This window comes from Alcaligenes sp. 1735tsa3, from assembly GCF_024134565.1.
Classification (GTDB): Bacteria; Pseudomonadota; Gammaproteobacteria; order Burkholderiales; family Burkholderiaceae_B; genus Alcaligenes; species Alcaligenes phenolicus.
This window is the reverse complement of record NZ_CP099862.1, coordinates 562,651-579,915: the sequence shown is the minus strand read 5'-3', so window position 1 is coordinate 579,915 and position 17,265 is coordinate 562,651. Positions and strand designations below refer to the sequence as shown.

The following is a 17,265-nucleotide window of genomic DNA, read 5'->3' as shown; positions in this document are numbered from 1 at the left end:
CTTATTTAGGATTTAAGATCAATAAATCCATAATTTAGTTTTTTCTACATAAAACGATGAATTCGCGCATCGCACAGAACAGAAGACCGGTGAGCTGCCTAAACCAGACTTGACGCTAATTTGCCAAATCGGGATTGAAAATCATGGCAATGCGTCGCTCGCTGATGCGCCAGCCTTCTTCTGTAAACACGTAAGTATCGTGATAATCCGCCACAATGGGCATCGGTGTTGTCGAGACGCCCCGCGCGGCTTCCTCTCCAAAGTTTTTAAAACACACAACATAGCAAAGCCCAGTCGCGCTGCCATCGGCATTCAGAGTAATACGAATATTGCTGCAGCAATGCCGTGTACGCATTGCTGGCCGGGTGCTTAAGGACGCCAAAATAGCATCACGCCCTTGCACAGCCTCACCCGTGGCCGCCACGATAGTGGCATCAGGGGTAAACACATCCACAACCCGTACATAATCGTCGGCATCCAGCGCGTTGGCAAACTCAACACATAGCTGCGTGCAGGCAGCCTCAAAATCAGCTTGTCCGCCCACCTGAGCAGAAGAAGGATCGGAATGACTGCTCTGCGTTTGCTGCGATAAGGACTGCATCATTTTTCCTCAAGGTGACACGGACGCTTCACACGCCCGTCATTCAAAATAAAATCTCATGACTAAAGCGTGCCTATGCCACCACCGGTGGCACGGACGGTGCAGTCACAAAAGCATCACTGAAAAAAACACTTTCCGGCAGGGCGGCCTGCTCCACAAAGCTTGTTCTTGCCGCATCAACCATCAGGGGATTACCGCAGGCATAGACCTCGACACTGGCCATATCCTGAAAATCGTGCAAAACCGCCTCATGAACCAAGCCGCAACGCCCTTGCCAATCAGGTTCAGGCTCCGACAAGACAGGCACAAAGCGCAGGTTGCCCACTTGCTCGCACAGGGCAAGCACCTCATCCCAGGCATAAATGTCTTCCCGACGGCGGGCTCCCCAATACAAATGGCCCCCTCTGGCCGCCAACTCGGCCCCATGCGACTTCAACATCGCGGCAATCGGGGCGTACCCCGTCCCCGAAGCCAGCAAAATGACGGGGCAGGAAGCGGCAGACAAGCGAAAACTGCCGAAAGGACCTTCCACGCGCAGCAAGTCACGGACCTTCAGCGTCTGATAGACATGTTGTGAGAAACGTCCGCCTGGCATCACTCGCACGTGCCATTCAATCAAACCCGAACTATCCGGAATATTGGCCATCGAGTAACTACGCCGCGAACCATCACGCAAGATGACATCCACATACTGCCCGGCAACAAAACTGAACCCTGCCGAGGCTGGGGCCTGCAATGTCACGATCGTCACATCAGAACTGACTCTGTCGGCAGAAACGACCCGCGCACCAAACTGGCTGATCCGTTGTCCGGGTTCAAGAGGGACCTCGGGGGCATGAACCACAATATCCCCACTGGGCATTGCCACGCAGGTCAAGCAATGCCCTGGAACCATGCCACTTGGCTCAAAGCCTTTTGGATAATGAACCGCCCCCTCTATCAAAGGAGCGGAGCAGGACTGACACTCCCCCCGTCGGCAACTGTGTTTGGGGAAGTAGCCTGCCCCCATAGCAACATCCAAAATACTCACACCGGGTGGACAGACCAGCCTGACTCCTGCCGGAGCAAAAGTCACACTTGATGCCTGAACATGGCTAATATCAGCGGCTATTTGATTGTCGGCCATAGAACTATGCTGCCCGCGCTTTCAGATCAAGCGCCACATCAACAATCATGTCTTCCTGGCCACCCACCATACGACGTCGCCCCAGTTCGACCAGAATATCGACAGTTTTCAAACCATACTGGCGTGCAGCCGCTTCAGCATGCAGCAGGAAGCTGGAATAGACTCCGGCATATCCCAAAGCCAAGGATTCACGGTCCACCCGCACAGGCCTGCCCTGCAAGGGCCGTACAATATCGTCAGCCGCATCCATCAAGCGGAACAAGTCTGTGCCGTGGTTCCAGCCCAAGCGTTCAGCAGCGGCAATAAACACCTCCAAAGGCGCATTGCCTGCCCCTGCCCCCATCCCTGCCAAGCTGGCATCAACACGATCGCAGCCCTCCTCCACCGCCACAATGGAATTGGCCACGCCCAAGCCCAGGTTGTGGTGAGCATGCATACCTGTTTGTGTACGCGGATCGAGCACTTCTTTGAATGCCCGAAAACGGTCGCGTACTCCATCCATGGTCAAGGCTCCACCCGAGTCCACCACGTATACACAGTTCGCCCCGTAACCTTCCATCAGCTTGGCCTGTTGTGCCAGCTTTTCGGGCGTGGTCATGTGACTCATCATCAGAAAACCGACGGCATCCATGCCCAGCTCACGCGCATAGTCAATATGCTGGCTGGAAATATCCGCCTCTGTGCAATGGGTGGCAACACGTAAAACCCGGGCACCGGCATCGTAGGCCGCACGAATGTCATGCATGGTGCCAATACCGGGTAATAACAGGGTGGTGACCTTGGCATGCGAGACCTCCTGTGCCACGGCCTCAATCCACTCCAGATCGGTATGTGCCCCAAAACCATAATTGAAGGAAGAACCCTGCAAGCCATCGCCATGCGCTACTTCAATGGAGTCCACCCGTGCCGCATCCAGCTCCCGAGCGATTGCCTTGACTTGCTCAATACTGTATTGATGACGAACAGCATGCGAACCATCTCGCAAGGTCACATCGGAAATATAAAGTTTGCGATTCATTTTTTGTCTCCGCCTGCCGCTCAATCAAGCGCTGCGTAGGCGCCAAGCTCGCGCACGGCCAGTTTCTCGGCAGCCGCCAGCGCGGCCGATGTCATGATATCCAGATTGCCCGCATAGGCAGGTAAGTAATGCGCGGCCCCCTCAACCTCCAGGAATACCGAGGTTTTCAGACCGCTCATCAGGCCCACACCTGGCACGTTAAGTGGTCGGCTCTGGTCAAACGTCTCGAATTGCACACGTTGCTTGAGGCGATAACCCGGTACATAAGCATTGACGCGTGCAACCATCTCCTCAATCGAGGACTCGATACGTGCCGTATCCGCCAACGCAGACAAGGTATAGACGGTATCGCGCATCAACAACGGCGGTTCGGCTGGATTGAGCACAATAATGGCCTTGCCCTGTCGAGCGCCGCCCACGGCTTCCAACGCCCTTGAGGTGGTTTCAGTGAATTCGTCAATGTTGGCGCGGGTTCCAGGTCCAGCCGAGCGACTGGAAATCGAGGCCACAATCTCGGCGTAATGAACTGGCGCTACGGAGGCAACTGCCGCCACTACTGGAATAGTGGCCTGACCACCGCAGGTCACCATATTCAGATTCAAGGCATCGAGTTGTTCATCCAGATTAACTACAGGGACGCAATAAGGGCCGATTGCAGCAGGTGTTAAATCCACCATTCGAATACCCGGTTTCACGGCTCGCAGCACGCGATCATTCTCGACATGCGCCCCCGCCGAAGTGGCATCAAACACCAAGCCGATATCCGAAAACTCTTGCATAGCAGCCAAGCCAGCAGCCCCAGTCGCGCAGGTCGTAACCCCTAATCGCGCTGCCCGCTTGAGGCCATCTGAATCTGGGTCTATCCCGACCATGACTGCCATCTCCAGATGACGGCCATGACGCAGGATCTTGATCATCAGGTCAGTACCAATATTCCCGGAACCGATGATGGCGGTTTTGATCTTTCGTGTCATGATGACTTCCCGTATTGAGAAACTTCGTCGCGCCCTGCGCGGATAAATGACGTAGAAGTGGTGTAGCAAAAACGTACGCCACTTCGGCCTGGCACTGGCATCGCTCAGTCAGTCTGGCAACTCACCGTGCCCAGCCCTTGCACCTCAAGGAATAGAGAACTTCCTGTGGTAACAGGAACCATGGGACCCAATGCGCCAGACAACACCACATCACCGGCGCGCAGAGTCTGGCCCAACGCTGTCATCTTGCTGGCCAGCCACCAGGCCGCATGCAAGGGGTGCCCCAAACAGGCGGCGCCCGTCCCCTCAGACACAAGCTGACCGTTGCACTCAAAACGCATGACACAGTCCCGCAAAGACAGGTCAGTCAAACGCTTGGGATCGGTACCTAGCACGTACAGGCCGCAAGAAGCGTTATCTGCCACGGTATCGGCAAGCGTGATGCGCCAATCCTGAATCGCACTGTCCACGATCTCGATAGCAGGCAGGACGTACTCAATAGCATTCAGAAACCGCCCCCAGGTCAGTTCTCCGCTCAAGTCCCGCCCAAGTACTATCGCCACTTCCCCTTCTGCCTTGGGTTGCATCAAACGGCTGACCGGCACAGTGGCACCGCAGACAAACTCCATATCCGTAAACAACACCCCAAAGTCCGGCTGATCCACACCGAGCTGCTTTTGCACGGCATGGGAAGTCAAACCAACTTTCCAGCCACTAATCACACGGCCTTCACTCAAGGCCCGTTGCGTATTGATAGCGGCGACCTCATAAGCCGCTTGCAGTCCCTCAATACCCAAGGTCTGCGAAATGGGTGCAATCGTCTCTTTGTTGCGGCGCGCCTCATAGAGCGCTTGAGCCGCCTCCTGTACTGCCCTGCTATCCATGTTTCCCCCTTCCTTCATTTATTGTTCGCCTGGATGCATATGTTCCGCCCGAGCGTATTGTTTGAGTAAAGCCGGAAGCCGCTGAGCCTCGTCTCGCAGCACCGCTGCATACTCCACGGCCAGACTCTGGACCACTTGCTCGACCGAATACAAACCATCCACCGCCCCCACGCCATGCCCTGCCGACCACACATGCTTCCATGCTTTAGGCGCAGCAATGATGTCGCCCGAAAAATCAATTTTCTTTTCTTCCTTCAACTGCTCGGGTGTAAAACCCGCTGCCACCAGCGTTGGTTTGAGCCAGTTGGCAGGCACCCCTGAAACTGCACTGGACAGCTCCAGATCCTCCATGCCGCATTGCACGACCAACTCCTGATAATCCGCCGTCGCCATGCTTTCGTGGGTCGCAATAAGACGAGTCCCCACCACAGCAAAATCCGCCCCTAGTAATTGAGCGGTACGGACGTGAGCACCGCTGGAGATAGCACCGGCCAGACCGATAGGCCCGCTCCAGAACTGGCGCACTTCTTCCAGAAAGGCAAAGGGGTGATATCGTCCGGTATGGCCACCCGCACCACTGCTCACCAGCACCAAGCCATCTACACCGGCGTCGATCGCTTTGCGGGCCAAGGTGGGGCTGATGACGTCAGCCATGACAAGACCGCCATACCCATGAACGGACTCCATCACACGCCGGGGGTTACCCAAGGCTGTCGTGACAATGCTGGGACGAAAACGCTTGACCAATTCCATTTCCGCATCAAAACGGTCATAGCTGCTGTGTACGATCAGGTTCAGTGCCCAAGGCGCCCCGCCACAGCGTGCGGCATGTTGACTGATCTGCTCCAGGTCCGCCTCCAGGGCGGCAATATCACGCGAATTCGAAGCGGTATAAGTGCCAACAATGCCAGCACTCAAGCTGGCACAGACCAGCCGCGAACCGGACACCAGGAACATGGGAGCCCCCATCACGGGCAGGCGTGCCTGAGCAAAAATCTGCCGCAACATTTCCTGTTCCGCCTGCCGTTTAAAGGCCGATGCCACTGTAGTACTCATGACTGCCCCGTTGCCGCGGACCGACGTGCTGGCCTGCCACGCACTTCCCAACCACCGTCGCTATGCACGATGGCTGCGGTCGTCGTAGAGGAATTGGCTCGTGAGGCCAGCAGAACATAATGCCCGCAGTGGTCTTCGGGTTGAGCCACAAAGCCCAAGGGCACCGCCCCGGCGACCGCCTCACCAAACCCGGGAATATCAGATAAATGCACATCCTGTTTACCCAGGGATGCCGGCCCTTTCAAGGGAGTCAGCGTGCCACCAGGAGCCACTGCATTGACTCGAATATCGGGCGCCAACTCATAAGCCAGTTGCCGCACCAGGCCCACACCCGCATGTTTGGAGGCCACGTAAACCGGACCACCTCCGCCGGCATAGGCGGCGGCATTGGACAAGGTAAAGATCATGCTGCCACGACTGGCCCGCAGAGCTGGCTCAGCCGCATAGGCGGCCATCAAGTAGCCCAGGACATTGACGTCAAAGACCTCCCGATACGTTTGCGCCAGTTGCTCCGCATCACCGAATCGTCTCAAAGGAGCGAAATGATCCCAAACGCCTGCATTGGCAACCAAGGTATCCAGCTTGCCAAAACGGCTCACTGTTGCCTCCACCGCCTGTGCATTAGCTTGTCCGGAACGCACATCGCCTACCGTCACCACGATCTGCTCGCCAAACTCCTGGCGTAGAGCATCTGCACTGGCTGCACTACGCACCAGCGCTCCTATTCCTCGAGCACCTTCAGCCAGAAACCGTCGTACGACAGCCAGCCCAATACCCGAATTGGCCCCGGTTACCAGGGCCACATCATCATTTAGCCAAGTCATGGAATCACAGGAATGTGTTGAGGTTCTTGGACATCAGCAAAGATTGCGTGATGAGGATCTTGCGGCGGGCAATGAGAAAGCTGCCGCCCTGCTGTCGCAGCACATCCTCGCGCCGCCCCAGCAGCAAATCGTTATCCGCCTCACCCCGACTGCGGTAATTAACGAACGTTGAGTGAACGACCAGCTCGCCAGCTTCTTCCCCGTACAACGCTTCCACATTACTGATGACATGCACATGGCGAGTGGGCGGATCCTCAGCCCAGGCCGAGGGCTGCCGGTAACGTGCGACGCGGCGCTCCAAATCAAGATGGCAATCATCAAAATAGGCACCACCTCCAGGAACATAAGCCCCGCGAGCACCTCCACGGCGACGGTTCTCGATTGCAGGCATCCAGTAATGAATGTCCTCGGTCATCAGAGCGAGCCATTGTTCCCACTGCTCGTCATCCAGCAAACGAGCTTCCCGATACAGGAACTGCTCAACCCGATGAGCTAGCTCGCGGTCTACCCGATCTCCTGGCTGACACGGCGCACCAACTTGAAAGGCGGCGTTCATATTGCCTCCTTGGCATCAGTCTCGTACTCGAAAGCTGTTTCTGATAGTTGAGCCGAATCCCTCTGCGGCACCTCGCTCCATGAGCGGGACTGCATCAAATCCAGCCAACGCTGGTAAAAGGCCCGGTGATTAGCTTCATTGACCTGGTTGCGATAGACATTACCCGGCAGACCACTATTTTCCAGTTGCGTGCCCCGTCCCAGCCCCATATACAAATCTTGTTGCCGAGTGACAAAGCCTGCATTGGTACGCGTCGAGAACTCAAAGTTTTCGCCATCATCCATTTCAAACACGCCCGAAGGAGAGAATGTCATCATGGCCCCTTTACGCCAGCGGTCTTTGATATCGGCAGGCGCACTCTTGTTCACCAAGGTCCAGGTATGGAGCTCGATTTTTCCCGGGCCACGCGGGTGCCAGACACGGAACGTATTTTGGCCCGGCAGGAAAGAGAGATTAGGAAAGACGCCGGCCGATGAAATCGACCCGATCATTTTGGATCGAAGCTCGCCCAGGCGTCGTGCCACCTCGGGCTGAAGGCGATAAAGATATTTACGGATTTCCTTATCACCCAAGGTGGCTGCATTGCCGACGGTGTCCAGATTGAACTCCCAGCCATGGCCGTTGAAATTGACATGATAGGAATCCGGATCTTTATAAACCTCGGCAACCGGCCCTCCCAGCATTGCACGGGCGGCAGAGTCGTGGGTCCACAAAGCATGATAGATATCGCCAATAAAGTTCTCGACGGGTACCTTCCAGTTGCAGTTGATCACCGACTTCACGCAACCGCCAACAAACTCTGTCCCCTCGCCATCCATATCCAGGAGAACATCCAAGTAATAACGGAAGTCCCCCAGATAGGTGCTCAAAGGCGGCGCATCCGGATCCATATTGCCAAAAACCAAGCCTTTGTACGTGGCAACCTGAGCCACCGGATGCAGACCATGATCTTCCCGGTTCAAGCCACTTTCTTCAAACAGCTCCTGCCCTGCCATCCCACGCAAAGCACCGTCAATACCGAAGCTCCAGCCATGGTAATTACAAATAAACGTGCGTGCATTCCCCGCATCGGCAAAATTAATCTTGTTGCCCCGATGCGGACAGGTATTCAAAAAGGCCCTGATCGACCCATCTTTTTGTCGCACCACAATCACGTTGTCTTCCGCCATATAGGCAGTGACATAATCGCCCGGCTTGGGGAGCTGCGACTCATGCGCCAGAAACAGCCAACTACGCGCAAAAATCTTTTCTAACTCCTGCTCGTAAATGCGACTGTCCCAATAGACCCGACGGGACAGGCAGCCCGCTTCCAGATCAATCAAACGCTCCAAGCCATCCATAGGCTCGCTTACTTTATCTTTGCGCAAGCGACCGCAGTTCCCCACACACTCATGTGTCATTGATATCTCCTGATCAGATCGCCGATGAGGCGGCTTCCGAGGCGTAGTCGAGATCCGCATAGATATCGCCGTTTTCCTCGATCACCTTGAACGTTTGCAGATCAACCACGCAGGGATGCCCCACTGCCTGGCCAGTCGGAATATGGAACAAACCGTCATGCACTGGACAAGCAATCAAATCACCATCAACAATCTCGCCAGTGGATAAAGAGGCGGTGGCGTGCGTACAGATGTCATGCGTGGCATAGAACACGCCATCGACGTTGTAAACCGCCAAGGGACACGTCCCGGTTTCCACCTTGCGAACCTCGCCCGGCTGCAGCTCATCACGCCGCATCAGAAATACTTTCCTGCTCATCGTCATACCCCTTTCACCCGCCCTAGCGCGGAAACAGTTGCACAAACCCGAGGCCAGTGACCCATTCGGGAACCGCTTCATAAGCGATGACCTCACCTCGGCCACCTTCCAGCGCACCCATGGCACATGCCCAGTTGCGTACTTCCATGCCACCATTACCGCCGTTGGCCAAGATGTACTCGTCGCTAAGCGCACACATAGCCTCCAGATCAACGCGTTCGGCATAGGCCAGAATTTCACGGTCAAACACCTCATTGACCTGGCCCATTTGCGCCGTACCCACCCAGTGACTAATCCCACCACTTCCGATGACCACAACGCGCTCATCATCGGGATACGACTCCACGGCTTGGCGAATCTGCCGTCCCAGCTCTACGGCTCGTCGCATGCGAATATAGGGATCGACACCGGCCGCCAGATAAACCGGGACAGTGCCAACTGCTGCACCCGAATCCCGCAATGGCTGCACCAGCAACTTATTCGGAATGCCAATGGCATGATCCACCGTCAAAGCGCGCGCAACCGCCCAATCAAAACCAGTCTCATGACCATGCTGCGCAATATGAACAGCCAGACTTTCACTATTGGGAATAAGGCCCCGCGCCAGACCAGGCATCGCGTCCAAAGGACCATCAACATCGCCCGTACCAATCAAGTAGGACGGCAGGCAGGCCGTACCAAACAACATGTAATGATCTGCACCCACAATCACGACGCTGCTGGGTGCAAGCGCTCTTAAGCGCTGCGCACATTGCTCAAATGCGTTCCACATCCGCTGCCGGACAGCAAGCTCGGGCGCCTCGGGCGCCACGAACATGACCGGATCATGCGGTACGAGGAATCCCCCCACTATTTGACCCATTTTTCTCTCGTCTATTGCTTTAATGCCGCGCTGTGCAGCGGCTCGATAGCACCTACCGGGCGCAGCTTGCGCATGTATGCGCGCATATCGCGCTCTGGCGACAACTCCTGCCAGAAGCCCATGGTCAGCATGGGATTGACTCCCACTTGCTGCAGCCCCAGCACGTCAAACTCGCAAAGCATGCGGCGTTCTTCTTCGCTTAATGCAAAGCGACGCAAGAACCCAGGCGCATCCTCGCGAAAGCGCTGTTTGGCTGCACGGTCGACAGTCAACTGATGCAAGACCCGTTCAAGGACATTCCGACTCATGGCATCACGCGCAAAAGTGCGAAACCAGTCGCAAGAAATCAGCCCGTCTTTCGGTCTGCACCCAATGACCACAGCAACCAAAAAGGTGCAGATCTGCGTTAGGGATCGCGCGCGCCAGCAACTCTCCGCAAGACGGCGGCACAACCTTGTCCTCACGCCCATGCAAAACCAGGGTTGGAGCCTGAATGCTGGACACAATATGTTCCGGGAACCCCTTGACCATCGTTGGCCCGTCCACGTTGGGACGGGGAATCAGTTTGCGCAGTGCATCCTGCGCACCAGGCCGGGCACTCGCCTCAAAACGTGACTGGATCATTTGCGGGGTAATAATGGTTTGGTCGTACGGGAACAAGCGCAAAGTACGCTCCATGTTTGCCAACGAGGGCTCGTACTCCCAGGCAGAACGCAAACCGGCAGTCTGCTCGAACTGCCCTGCAGGTGTTCCCAGCAAGACCAGCTTCTCTACCCGTTCTGGATGTGCTGTCGCCAAGCCAATTGACAGCGCACCACCAAAAGAATTGCCAACAAAAGAAGCACGCTCGATACCCAGCTCATCCATGATGCCCACCAGATGGCGCACCCAGAGTTTGATGTCGTACTTCGAGTCTTCTTTAAATTCGGTAAAGCCAAAACCTGCGATGTCGGGAACGATCACCCGAAATGACTGGCCCAGCTCATCCATCACACCGCTCCAGTTCGTCCAGCCCGATACTCCCGGCCCGGACCCGTGCAACAAGAAAAGCGGTTTCCCCTGTCCCACATCGAAATAATGGGTCTCATGCCCTGCAGCATTCAATAGTTTCCCTGCTTCTTTTACCGTGCTCATACCCCTCTCCAAACACATACGTATGTGTATAGTATTGAGCAGAAAAAACCTGGTCAAGGAATATTTATTCTGATAAATCAGGGTAATTACCATTGATCCCTTAAAAACAAAACAATACACAACCGAATGGAAATACAAAGGTACAATGATGAACCCTTCATTTTCGGGATCAAGATGACAAGAAACTTAAAGGCGTCCCCCAGCGCAACGCGCAGCCAGCTTGGACCTGCCGATTGGATTCGTACGGCTCGCAACCTTCTAGTCAGCCGCAGCGTGGATGCCATCCGCGTTGAGGTATTAGCCAAGGAGCTGGCGGTTACCCGAGGGGGGTTTTACTGGCACTTCAAAGATCGGGATGACCTGTTAGAGCAAATGTTGTTCGCCTGGCGTGACGAGGCCACAGAACAGATCATTTCCCGTTTCGAACGCAGCGACCTGCCCCCAAAAGAATTGATTCGCGATCTGCTCTCCCTTCCTTTGAGAGGGAAAGCAGCTGAAGAAGCCGCCGCAACCGAGCTTGCCATCCGCGCTTGGGCTCGCCGAGATGAAAAAGTAAGGCAATTGCTGGACGAAATGGATGCAAAGCGCCTCTCTTACATCTCCCAGTGTTTCAGCGCTTTAGGCTTTGGCGTTGCAGAGGCCCGTTCTCGAGCCTTTGCTCTATACAGTTATGAATTGTCGGAGTCTCTGCTTTCCCGGCAAGGGACTGCCGAACAGAAGCGCGAACGAAATGCACTGATGGAGCGGCTGTTATTAGCACCCCTTAAGCAAGATTGACGTGGCGGTGGGGAGCTCACCTTGCAGATGGGTATTTGTTGAAGGCGCTCCTACACCTCAGAAGCGAGCGCGGGTCATCCACTGCGCGCAATACGCAAAACAGGCCTGTGTAGTCACAAAAGAGAGGGGGCGTCCGGCATTAGCTGCGCAAGGTACGCTTGCTGGAGCGGGTGATGGGAATCGAACCCACGACGGATGCTTGGGAAGCATCAGTTTTACCATTAAACTACACCCGCCCTGATGGAGAGGTCTGCCTCAAAAGCAGACGATCCCGCGAATGGGGAAGCGAAAATTATAGCGCGATCTTTTCTTCATGCGTCGCCCCGGCCCTATCTTTTTCGCGTGCCACCACATGAATTCGGCGGCAAGACTCACTACAATAGAGTTTTCCCGCTTTTAGCTGATACGCGAGCCATTCCTGATGCCCGCGCCACAACCATGACCTCCAGCAACGAAAAACAATCCCTGCTGTCGCCCAATGTCGCGAACAGCAATTCCGGCGAGACCCATATCCGTAGCTTTGTTCATCGGCGCGCGCACATTACGCCCAGCCAGGAGCAAGCCCTGGCGCGCCTCTTGCCCCTGTGGTCGATCAGCTACCGCGACAACATCCTGAAACCGGAAACGGTGTTTGGCAATGACAATCCCCTGATTCTGGAAATCGGGTTTGGCATGGGTGAAACCACCCAGAAAATTGCCCAGGCCCGCCCGGACGACAATTTCCTGGGCGTGGAAGTCTTTAATGCCGGTGTCGGTGCCTTGCTCAAGCGCATTGATGACAACCAGATCAGCAATATCCGCATCATCCAGCATGACGCGGTGGAAGTGGTGCGCGACATGATCGCTCCCGGCTCGCTGGCCGGTATTCATATCTACTTCCCCGACCCCTGGCCCAAGAAACGCCACCACAAGCGTCGTCTGGTGCAATCGCCCTTTATTCAGTTGCTGACCAGCCGTCTGAAACCCGGTGGTTACATCCATTGCGCCACCGACTGGGAAAACTACGCCGAACAAATGCTGGAAGTGCTGTCCGCCGAACCCATGCTCAGCAACACGCATGAAGGCTACGCACCCCGCCCCGACTTCCGTCCACTGACCAAGTTCGAGAACCGTGGGCTGCGTCTGGGTCATGGCGTGTGGGATCTGATCTTCACCCGCAATGACACCCCTACCCCTGAGCTGAACTGGCCCAAGAAAGAACAATGAGCGCTACCCTGTTCCCGCCTATAGAGCCTTACGCCCAAGGCACGTTGCACACCGATGATGGGCACCATATCTACTGGGAATGCTGCGGCAACCCGGCAGGTAAACCGGCCATTTTCTTGCACGGTGGGCCGGGATCAGGATGTTCTACCGATCACCGCCGCCTGTTCGACCCGCAAAAATACAATGTGCTGCTGTTTGATCAGCGCGGCTGCGGGCGTTCCTACCCTCATGCCGGCCTGGAAAACAACACCACGTGGCATCTGGTTCAGGACATGGAGCGGCTGCGCAAGGAAAAGCTCAAGGCCGACAAGATGCTGGTGTTTGGCGGCTCCTGGGGCTCGACTCTGGCGCTGGCCTACGCCCAGACTCACCCCGAGCACGTCAGCGAACTGATTGTGCGCGGTATCTTCATGGCCCGTCCTGAAGAGCTGCACTGGTTTTATCAGGAAGGTGCCTCGCGCCTGTTTCCCGATATCTGGGAACAGTATCTGGCCCCCATTCCCAAGGAAGAGCACGGGGACCTGATTACCGCCTATCACAAGCGTCTGACAGGCGATGACCCCGCTGTGCAGTTACGGGCCGCACACGCCTGGTCGCAATGGGAAAGCAATACCATCACGCTCTTGCCCAGCCAGAATCACCTGGATGCCAAGTCCAGTGATAAAGCCGCTTTGGCCTTTGCGCGTATTGAAAACCACTATTTCATGAATCGGGGTTTTCTGGAGCCGGATCAGTTGCTGAAAAACGCCCACCGCTTGCATGACATTCCCGGTGTCATCGTGCAGGGACGCTATGATGTATGCACTCCGGCGCATACAGCCTGGCAACTGCATCGCGCCTGGCCCCAAGCAGAATTTCATATGGTTGCGGACGCAGGCCACGCCTACGACGAACCCGGCATTTTGGCCCGGCTGCTGGCCGCCACCCAGAAATTTGCCATCTGAATCACTCGTCCGGCCATGGCCGGACCATATCCAGAGACAAGAATGAACATTACCCTGAACGGCCAGAGCAAGACTCTGGCAAACTCCGACACGGTTGGCACGCTGATTATCGAGCTGGGCTACGAGAACAAGCGTATTGCCGTGGAACTGAACGGCGATATCGTGCCCAAAAGCCAGCACGCCAGCACCCCGATCAAAGAAGGCGACACCATTGAAATCGTGGTTGCCGTCGGTGGCGGCTGATACTCGCCCTTTAAAATGCACAATTGCTGACATTCAGCTACGGCTTCGGGCATAAAAATGAGGTCATAATGGGCCGTCTCGCCTGCCATCAAGCAGGCAGCCGTAGAACCCTAACTTCAGGAGCAAAGCGATGGGCGTATTCAGTTTTCTTAAAGATGTCGGCGAAAAACTCTTTGGTGCCAACGAAGCCAAAGCAGCAACAGCTGACGAACTCCAGAAAGAACTGGCCAAACACCAACTTTCCGCCGACGGTCTGAATCTGACGGTTGATGGCGACAAAGTCACGGTTAGCGGCCAAGCCGCCTCCACCGAACAAGCCGAAAAAATTGTGCTGGCTCTGGGTAACACCCTGGGTGTCTCTCAAGTCGACAACCAGCTCAGCGTTGCTCAGCCTTCCGCAGAAGCCACCATGTACACCGTACAAAAAGGCGACACCCTGTGGAAAATTGCTGAAACCAACTACGGCAAGGCAAACGGCGCAAAATACACGGTCATTTTTGAAGCCAACAAGCCTATGCTCAGCCATCCTGACAAGATCTATCCCGGTCAGGTACTGCGTATTCCTGCGCTGTAACAACAACAGCTCAGGACGAAAAAAAGCCCGCATACGCGGGCTTTTCTCTTGGTGGTCCTGCCAGAGCGATTCACGCCCTTGCGGCAAGCTCCAAGCGCTTCTTAGCGAAAGCCCTTGAAGCCCTTGCCTGCCAAACCTTTCAAGGCACCCATACCGCCCAGGCCGCGCATCATCTTGGCCATGCCGCCTTTTTTCATCTGCTTCATCATGCCTTGCATTTGCTCGAACTGATTGAGCAAGCGGTTGACCTCTTGAACTGGGACGCCAGAACCGGCAGCGATACGCCGCTTGCGCGAGGCTTTGAGCAGTTCGGGCTTGGCACGCTCGGCCGGGGTCATGGAGTTCAAGATCCCTTCCGTACGACGCAATTGCTGTTCAGCCTGACCACCTTGCAACTGGGACGCGGCTTGCGAGAACTGGGCAGGCAGTTTTTCCAGCAAGGAGCCCATATCACCCAGCTTCTTGACTTGCTGCAGCTGGTCACGGAAGTCATTCAGGTCGAACTTGTCGCCCGATTTGATCTTGTCGGTAATCTTCTGCGCTTCGGCGATGTCGATATTGCGCTGGGCCTGTTCGACCAGCGAAACAATATCGCCCATGCCCAGCACGCGCTGAGCCATACGCTCGGGGTGGAATGGCTCCAGACCATCCAGCTTTTCGGAAACACCCACAAACTTCAGCGGCTTGCCGGTGACATGACGTACGGACAAGGCCGCACCACCACGTGCATCACCATCCAGCTTGGTCAGCACCACACCCGTCAGCGGCAAGGCATCAGCAAAGGCCTTGGCCACGTTGACCGCGTCCTGCCCCTGCATGGCATCGACCACGAACAAGGTTTCAATCGGGTTCAGCAGATCATACAGAGCGCGAATTTCGCGCATCATTTCTTCGTCAATACCCAGGCGACCGGCCGTGTCGACAATAAGCACATCAAAGTGATGACGCTTGGCGTGATCCAGGGCATTGCGGGCAATGTCGGCCGGTTTCTGGCTGGGATCGGAGGGCAGGAACTCGACGCCCACTTGGGCGGCAACGGTTTTCAGCTGCTCGATAGCGGCTGGACGATACACGTCGGCACTGACCACCAGAACTTTCTTCTTGCCTGTCTTGCGACCATGCTGAACGTGGCCGCCTTCGCTCAGCCATTTGGCGAGCTTACCGGTGGTGGTGGTTTTACCCGCACCTTGCAGACCGGCCATCAGAATAATCGCGGGTGGCTGAGCCGCCAGGGACAGCTCGCTGGCGTTGTCACCCAGGTCTGCGCCCATCAGATTGGTCAGCTCCTGGTGAACAACACCCACCAGTGCCTGGCCAGGATTCAAGCTATCGGCAACTTCAACACCAAGTGCCTTTTCTTTGACCCGTGCGACAAACTCGCGCACGACGGGCAAGGCCACGTCCGCTTCCAGCAAAGCCAGACGCACTTCCCTCAACATATCCTGAGTATTGGATTCGGTCAGACGAGCCTGTCCGCGCATGGTTTTCACCACACGCGACATACGCTGGGTCAGATTTTCAAACATAGGACTGGGTTCGCTTAAACTAGGTTATCGTGTGGTCTACGAATAAGAATAAAATGGCCACTTGAGGTACGCCCCGTACCGTTTTTCAGGAAATCCGGGACTTATGTCTGCAAGTATTGTATTTCACTTGCTCGCCGCACTGGCGTACATCGTGCTGTCGATCTCGCTCTGGCGTCCGTTGACTCGCGGCAGCACCCGAACCGTACTGAACGCCCCCAGCCGGGTGGCCTTGCTCTGCGCCATCATTGTGCACGGAGCGGGCCTGCTGCTGACTATTGTGCTGCCCCAGGGGCTGCATCTGAGCTGGGCACTGGCCTTGTCAGCGGCAATCTGGCTGGGCATGGTGGTGTTCTGGTTCCAAAGCCTGTATCTGCGTCTGGACAGCCTGCTGCTCATTCTACTGCCTGCAGCCACAATCGTCAGCCTGCTGGCCATGGCCTTTCCCGAAGGCCATATCGTCAACCATGTCGGCAATGAATGGCTACGGATTCACTTGATGATTGCGCTGGTCGCCTATGGGCTTAGCACCGTGGCGGCTTTGCACGCCGTCTTGATGACGGCTCTGGACCGTCAGTTGCACCGCCCTATTCTTCATCAGGAGCAACGCGGTTTGTTCAGCCGGGTTCTGGACACCATGCCGCCCCTGCTGGTGCAAGAGGAGCTGCTGTTTCGCCTGATCCGTGTCTCTTTCGTAATTCTGACCTTCACGATTCTGAGCGGTGCCGCCGTCTCCATGGCGATAGACGGTAAATTTTTGCCCGCCGACCACAAAACTGTCTTTACCTTGCTATCCTGGGTTACATTTGGTGGCTTATTATGGGGTCGGAAACAGTATGGATGGCGTGGTCGCGTTGCCTTGCGCTGGACCTTGGCCGGTTTTGCCTTCCTGCTGCTGGCCTATACAGGCAGCCACTTTGTACTAGACGTCATCTTGCAACGAGGGAAAATTGGGTAAAGTCTTATTTTGGGTTGTCGCCATCCTGGCGGCCATGATCATTGCCCGCATCGTGTCGCAAAACAAGGCCCGCAAGCGCAATCCACCCAACCCCACCATGCGTCCCCCGCGCAAGCAAGGTGCTGCTGAAGAAATGGTCCGTTGCGCACACTGTGGGATTTATCTGCCACGCTCCGAAGCCTTGATGAGCAATCATCACACCTGGTGCAGCCTGGAACACGCCAAGCGCGGCCCACGCAGCTAACGC

General features: G+C 55.9%; 21 protein-coding genes, 1 tRNA gene and 1 pseudogene. 7 read left to right on the top strand and 16 right to left on the bottom strand.

Going from position 1 to position 17,265, the window contains the following annotated elements:
• Nucleotides 1-115 precede the first annotated feature (115 nt).
• From NIZ92_RS02650 to NIZ92_RS02590, 14 genes and pseudogenes are all read right to left on the bottom strand, one after another.
• The gene (locus tag NIZ92_RS02650; RefSeq protein WP_052159358.1) at nt 116-604 is read right to left on the bottom strand and encodes a nuclear transport factor 2 family protein; all 489 of its coding nucleotides are present in this window, start codon (nt 602-604) and stop codon (nt 116-118) included.
• Between the two features lie 70 nt (nt 605-674).
• Nucleotides 675-1,463 (bottom strand): FAD-binding oxidoreductase, encoded by a 789-nt coding sequence (locus tag NIZ92_RS02645; protein ID WP_052159359.1) that lies wholly within the window; start codon nt 1,461-1,463, stop codon nt 675-677.
• A gap of 6 nt (nt 1,464-1,469) precedes the next feature.
• Nucleotides 1,470-1,727 (bottom strand): annotated as a pseudogene (locus NIZ92_RS19655) (2Fe-2S iron-sulfur cluster-binding protein); the annotation flags it as partial.
• A 4-nt stretch (nt 1,728-1,731) separates the two neighbouring features.
• Nucleotides 1,732-2,745 carry a 4-hydroxy-2-oxovalerate aldolase gene (dmpG, locus tag NIZ92_RS02640; RefSeq protein WP_035271301.1) on the bottom strand — a complete coding sequence of 338 codons (1,014 nt, stop codon included), beginning with the start codon at nt 2,743-2,745 and terminating at the stop codon, nt 1,732-1,734.
• A gap of 20 nt (nt 2,746-2,765) precedes the next feature.
• On the bottom strand, nt 2,766-3,722 hold the full coding sequence (locus NIZ92_RS02635; RefSeq protein WP_301555096.1) for an acetaldehyde dehydrogenase (acetylating): 957 nt from the start codon (nt 3,720-3,722) through the stop codon (nt 2,766-2,768).
• Between the two features lie 101 nt (nt 3,723-3,823).
• The gene (locus tag NIZ92_RS02630; protein ID WP_254002658.1) at nt 3,824-4,603 is read right to left on the bottom strand and encodes a 2-keto-4-pentenoate hydratase; all 780 of its coding nucleotides are present in this window, start codon (nt 4,601-4,603) and stop codon (nt 3,824-3,826) included.
• Nucleotides 4,604-4,621: 18 nt separating this feature from the next.
• Nucleotides 4,622-5,659, bottom strand: a complete 1,038-nt coding sequence (locus NIZ92_RS02625; RefSeq protein ID WP_080748032.1) for a nitronate monooxygenase family protein — start codon at nt 5,657-5,659, stop codon at nt 4,622-4,624.
• Nucleotides 5,656-6,483: a 3-(cis-5,6-dihydroxycyclohexa-1,3-dien-1-yl)propanoate dehydrogenase gene (gene hcaB / locus NIZ92_RS02620; protein ID WP_035271306.1), complete on the bottom strand. Its 828-nt coding sequence runs from the start codon at nt 6,481-6,483 to the stop codon at nt 5,656-5,658. The genes NIZ92_RS02625 and hcaB overlap by 4 nt, the downstream gene beginning before the upstream one ends.
• A gap of 4 nt (nt 6,484-6,487) precedes the next feature.
• The gene (locus NIZ92_RS02615; protein ID WP_080748033.1) at nt 6,488-7,039 is read right to left on the bottom strand and encodes a 3-phenylpropionate/cinnamic acid dioxygenase subunit beta; all 552 of its coding nucleotides are present in this window, start codon (nt 7,037-7,039) and stop codon (nt 6,488-6,490) included.
• Nucleotides 7,036-8,406 (bottom strand): SRPBCC family protein, encoded by a 1,371-nt coding sequence (locus NIZ92_RS02610; RefSeq protein WP_254002657.1) that lies wholly within the window; start codon nt 8,404-8,406, stop codon nt 7,036-7,038. Before NIZ92_RS02610 ends, NIZ92_RS02615 begins: the two co-directional genes overlap by 4 nt.
• A gap of 46 nt (nt 8,407-8,452) precedes the next feature.
• A complete protein-coding gene (locus NIZ92_RS02605) occupies nt 8,453-8,797 on the bottom strand; it encodes a non-heme iron oxygenase ferredoxin subunit (protein WP_035271307.1) in 345 nt (114 codons plus the stop codon).
• Nucleotides 8,798-8,819: 22 nt separating this feature from the next.
• Nucleotides 8,820-9,659, bottom strand: a complete 840-nt coding sequence (locus NIZ92_RS02600) for a hypothetical protein (protein ID WP_254002656.1) — start codon at nt 9,657-9,659, stop codon at nt 8,820-8,822.
• An 11-nt stretch (nt 9,660-9,670) separates the two neighbouring features.
• A complete protein-coding gene (locus NIZ92_RS02595) occupies nt 9,671-9,967 on the bottom strand; it encodes an extradiol ring-cleavage dioxygenase (RefSeq protein ID WP_052159360.1) in 297 nt (98 codons plus the stop codon).
• A gap of 4 nt (nt 9,968-9,971) precedes the next feature.
• Entirely contained in the window at nt 9,972-10,793 is an 822-nt protein-coding gene (locus tag NIZ92_RS02590) for an alpha/beta fold hydrolase (protein ID WP_035271311.1), read from the bottom strand.
• Nucleotides 10,794-10,919: 126 nt separating this feature from the next.
• On the opposite strand from NIZ92_RS02590, the gene NIZ92_RS02585 reads away from it, so the two are divergent.
• Nucleotides 10,920-11,570, top strand: a complete 651-nt coding sequence (locus tag NIZ92_RS02585) for a TetR/AcrR family transcriptional regulator (RefSeq protein WP_254002655.1) — start codon at nt 10,920-10,922, stop codon at nt 11,568-11,570.
• A 162-nt stretch (nt 11,571-11,732) separates the two neighbouring features.
• Here the strand turns inward: NIZ92_RS02585 and NIZ92_RS02580 are convergent.
• Nucleotides 11,733-11,806: transfer RNA gene (locus NIZ92_RS02580), tRNA-Gly, on the bottom strand.
• Between the two features lie 202 nt (nt 11,807-12,008).
• Here NIZ92_RS02580 and trmB point away from each other — a divergent pair.
• The 4 genes from trmB (at nt 12,009) to lysM (ending at nt 14,537) form a co-directional block, all read left to right on the top strand.
• Complete coding sequence (trmB, locus tag NIZ92_RS02575; protein WP_009463250.1) at nt 12,009-12,776, top strand: tRNA (guanosine(46)-N7)-methyltransferase TrmB; 768 nt, start codon at nt 12,009-12,011, stop codon at nt 12,774-12,776.
• A complete protein-coding gene (gene pip, locus NIZ92_RS02570) occupies nt 12,773-13,720 on the top strand; it encodes a prolyl aminopeptidase (protein ID WP_254002654.1) in 948 nt (315 codons plus the stop codon). The genes trmB and pip overlap by 4 nt, the downstream gene beginning before the upstream one ends.
• A gap of 42 nt (nt 13,721-13,762) precedes the next feature.
• Nucleotides 13,763-13,963 (top strand): sulfur carrier protein ThiS, encoded by a 201-nt coding sequence (gene thiS / locus NIZ92_RS02565; RefSeq protein ID WP_060186249.1) that lies wholly within the window; start codon nt 13,763-13,765, stop codon nt 13,961-13,963.
• 130 nt (nt 13,964-14,093) lie between these two features.
• Nucleotides 14,094-14,537, top strand: coding sequence for a peptidoglycan-binding protein LysM (gene lysM / locus NIZ92_RS02560; RefSeq protein WP_026484988.1), 444 nt, complete (start codon nt 14,094-14,096; stop codon nt 14,535-14,537).
• Between the two features lie 101 nt (nt 14,538-14,638).
• On the opposite strand, the gene ffh is transcribed toward lysM, so the two are convergent.
• On the bottom strand, nt 14,639-16,063 hold the full coding sequence (ffh, locus tag NIZ92_RS02555) for a signal recognition particle protein (protein ID WP_009463242.1): 1,425 nt from the start codon (nt 16,061-16,063) through the stop codon (nt 14,639-14,641).
• A 103-nt stretch (nt 16,064-16,166) separates the two neighbouring features.
• Here ffh and ccsA point away from each other — a divergent pair, with 103 nt between their 5' ends.
• Both ccsA and NIZ92_RS02545 read left to right on the top strand, forming a co-directional pair.
• On the top strand, nt 16,167-17,018 hold the full coding sequence (gene ccsA, locus NIZ92_RS02550; RefSeq protein WP_009463240.1) for an inner membrane protein YpjD: 852 nt from the start codon (nt 16,167-16,169) through the stop codon (nt 17,016-17,018).
• Nucleotides 17,011-17,262, top strand: coding sequence for a PP0621 family protein (locus tag NIZ92_RS02545; protein ID WP_009463238.1), 252 nt, complete (start codon nt 17,011-17,013; stop codon nt 17,260-17,262). Before ccsA ends, NIZ92_RS02545 begins: the two co-directional genes overlap by 8 nt.
• Nucleotides 17,263-17,265 lie beyond the last annotated feature (3 nt).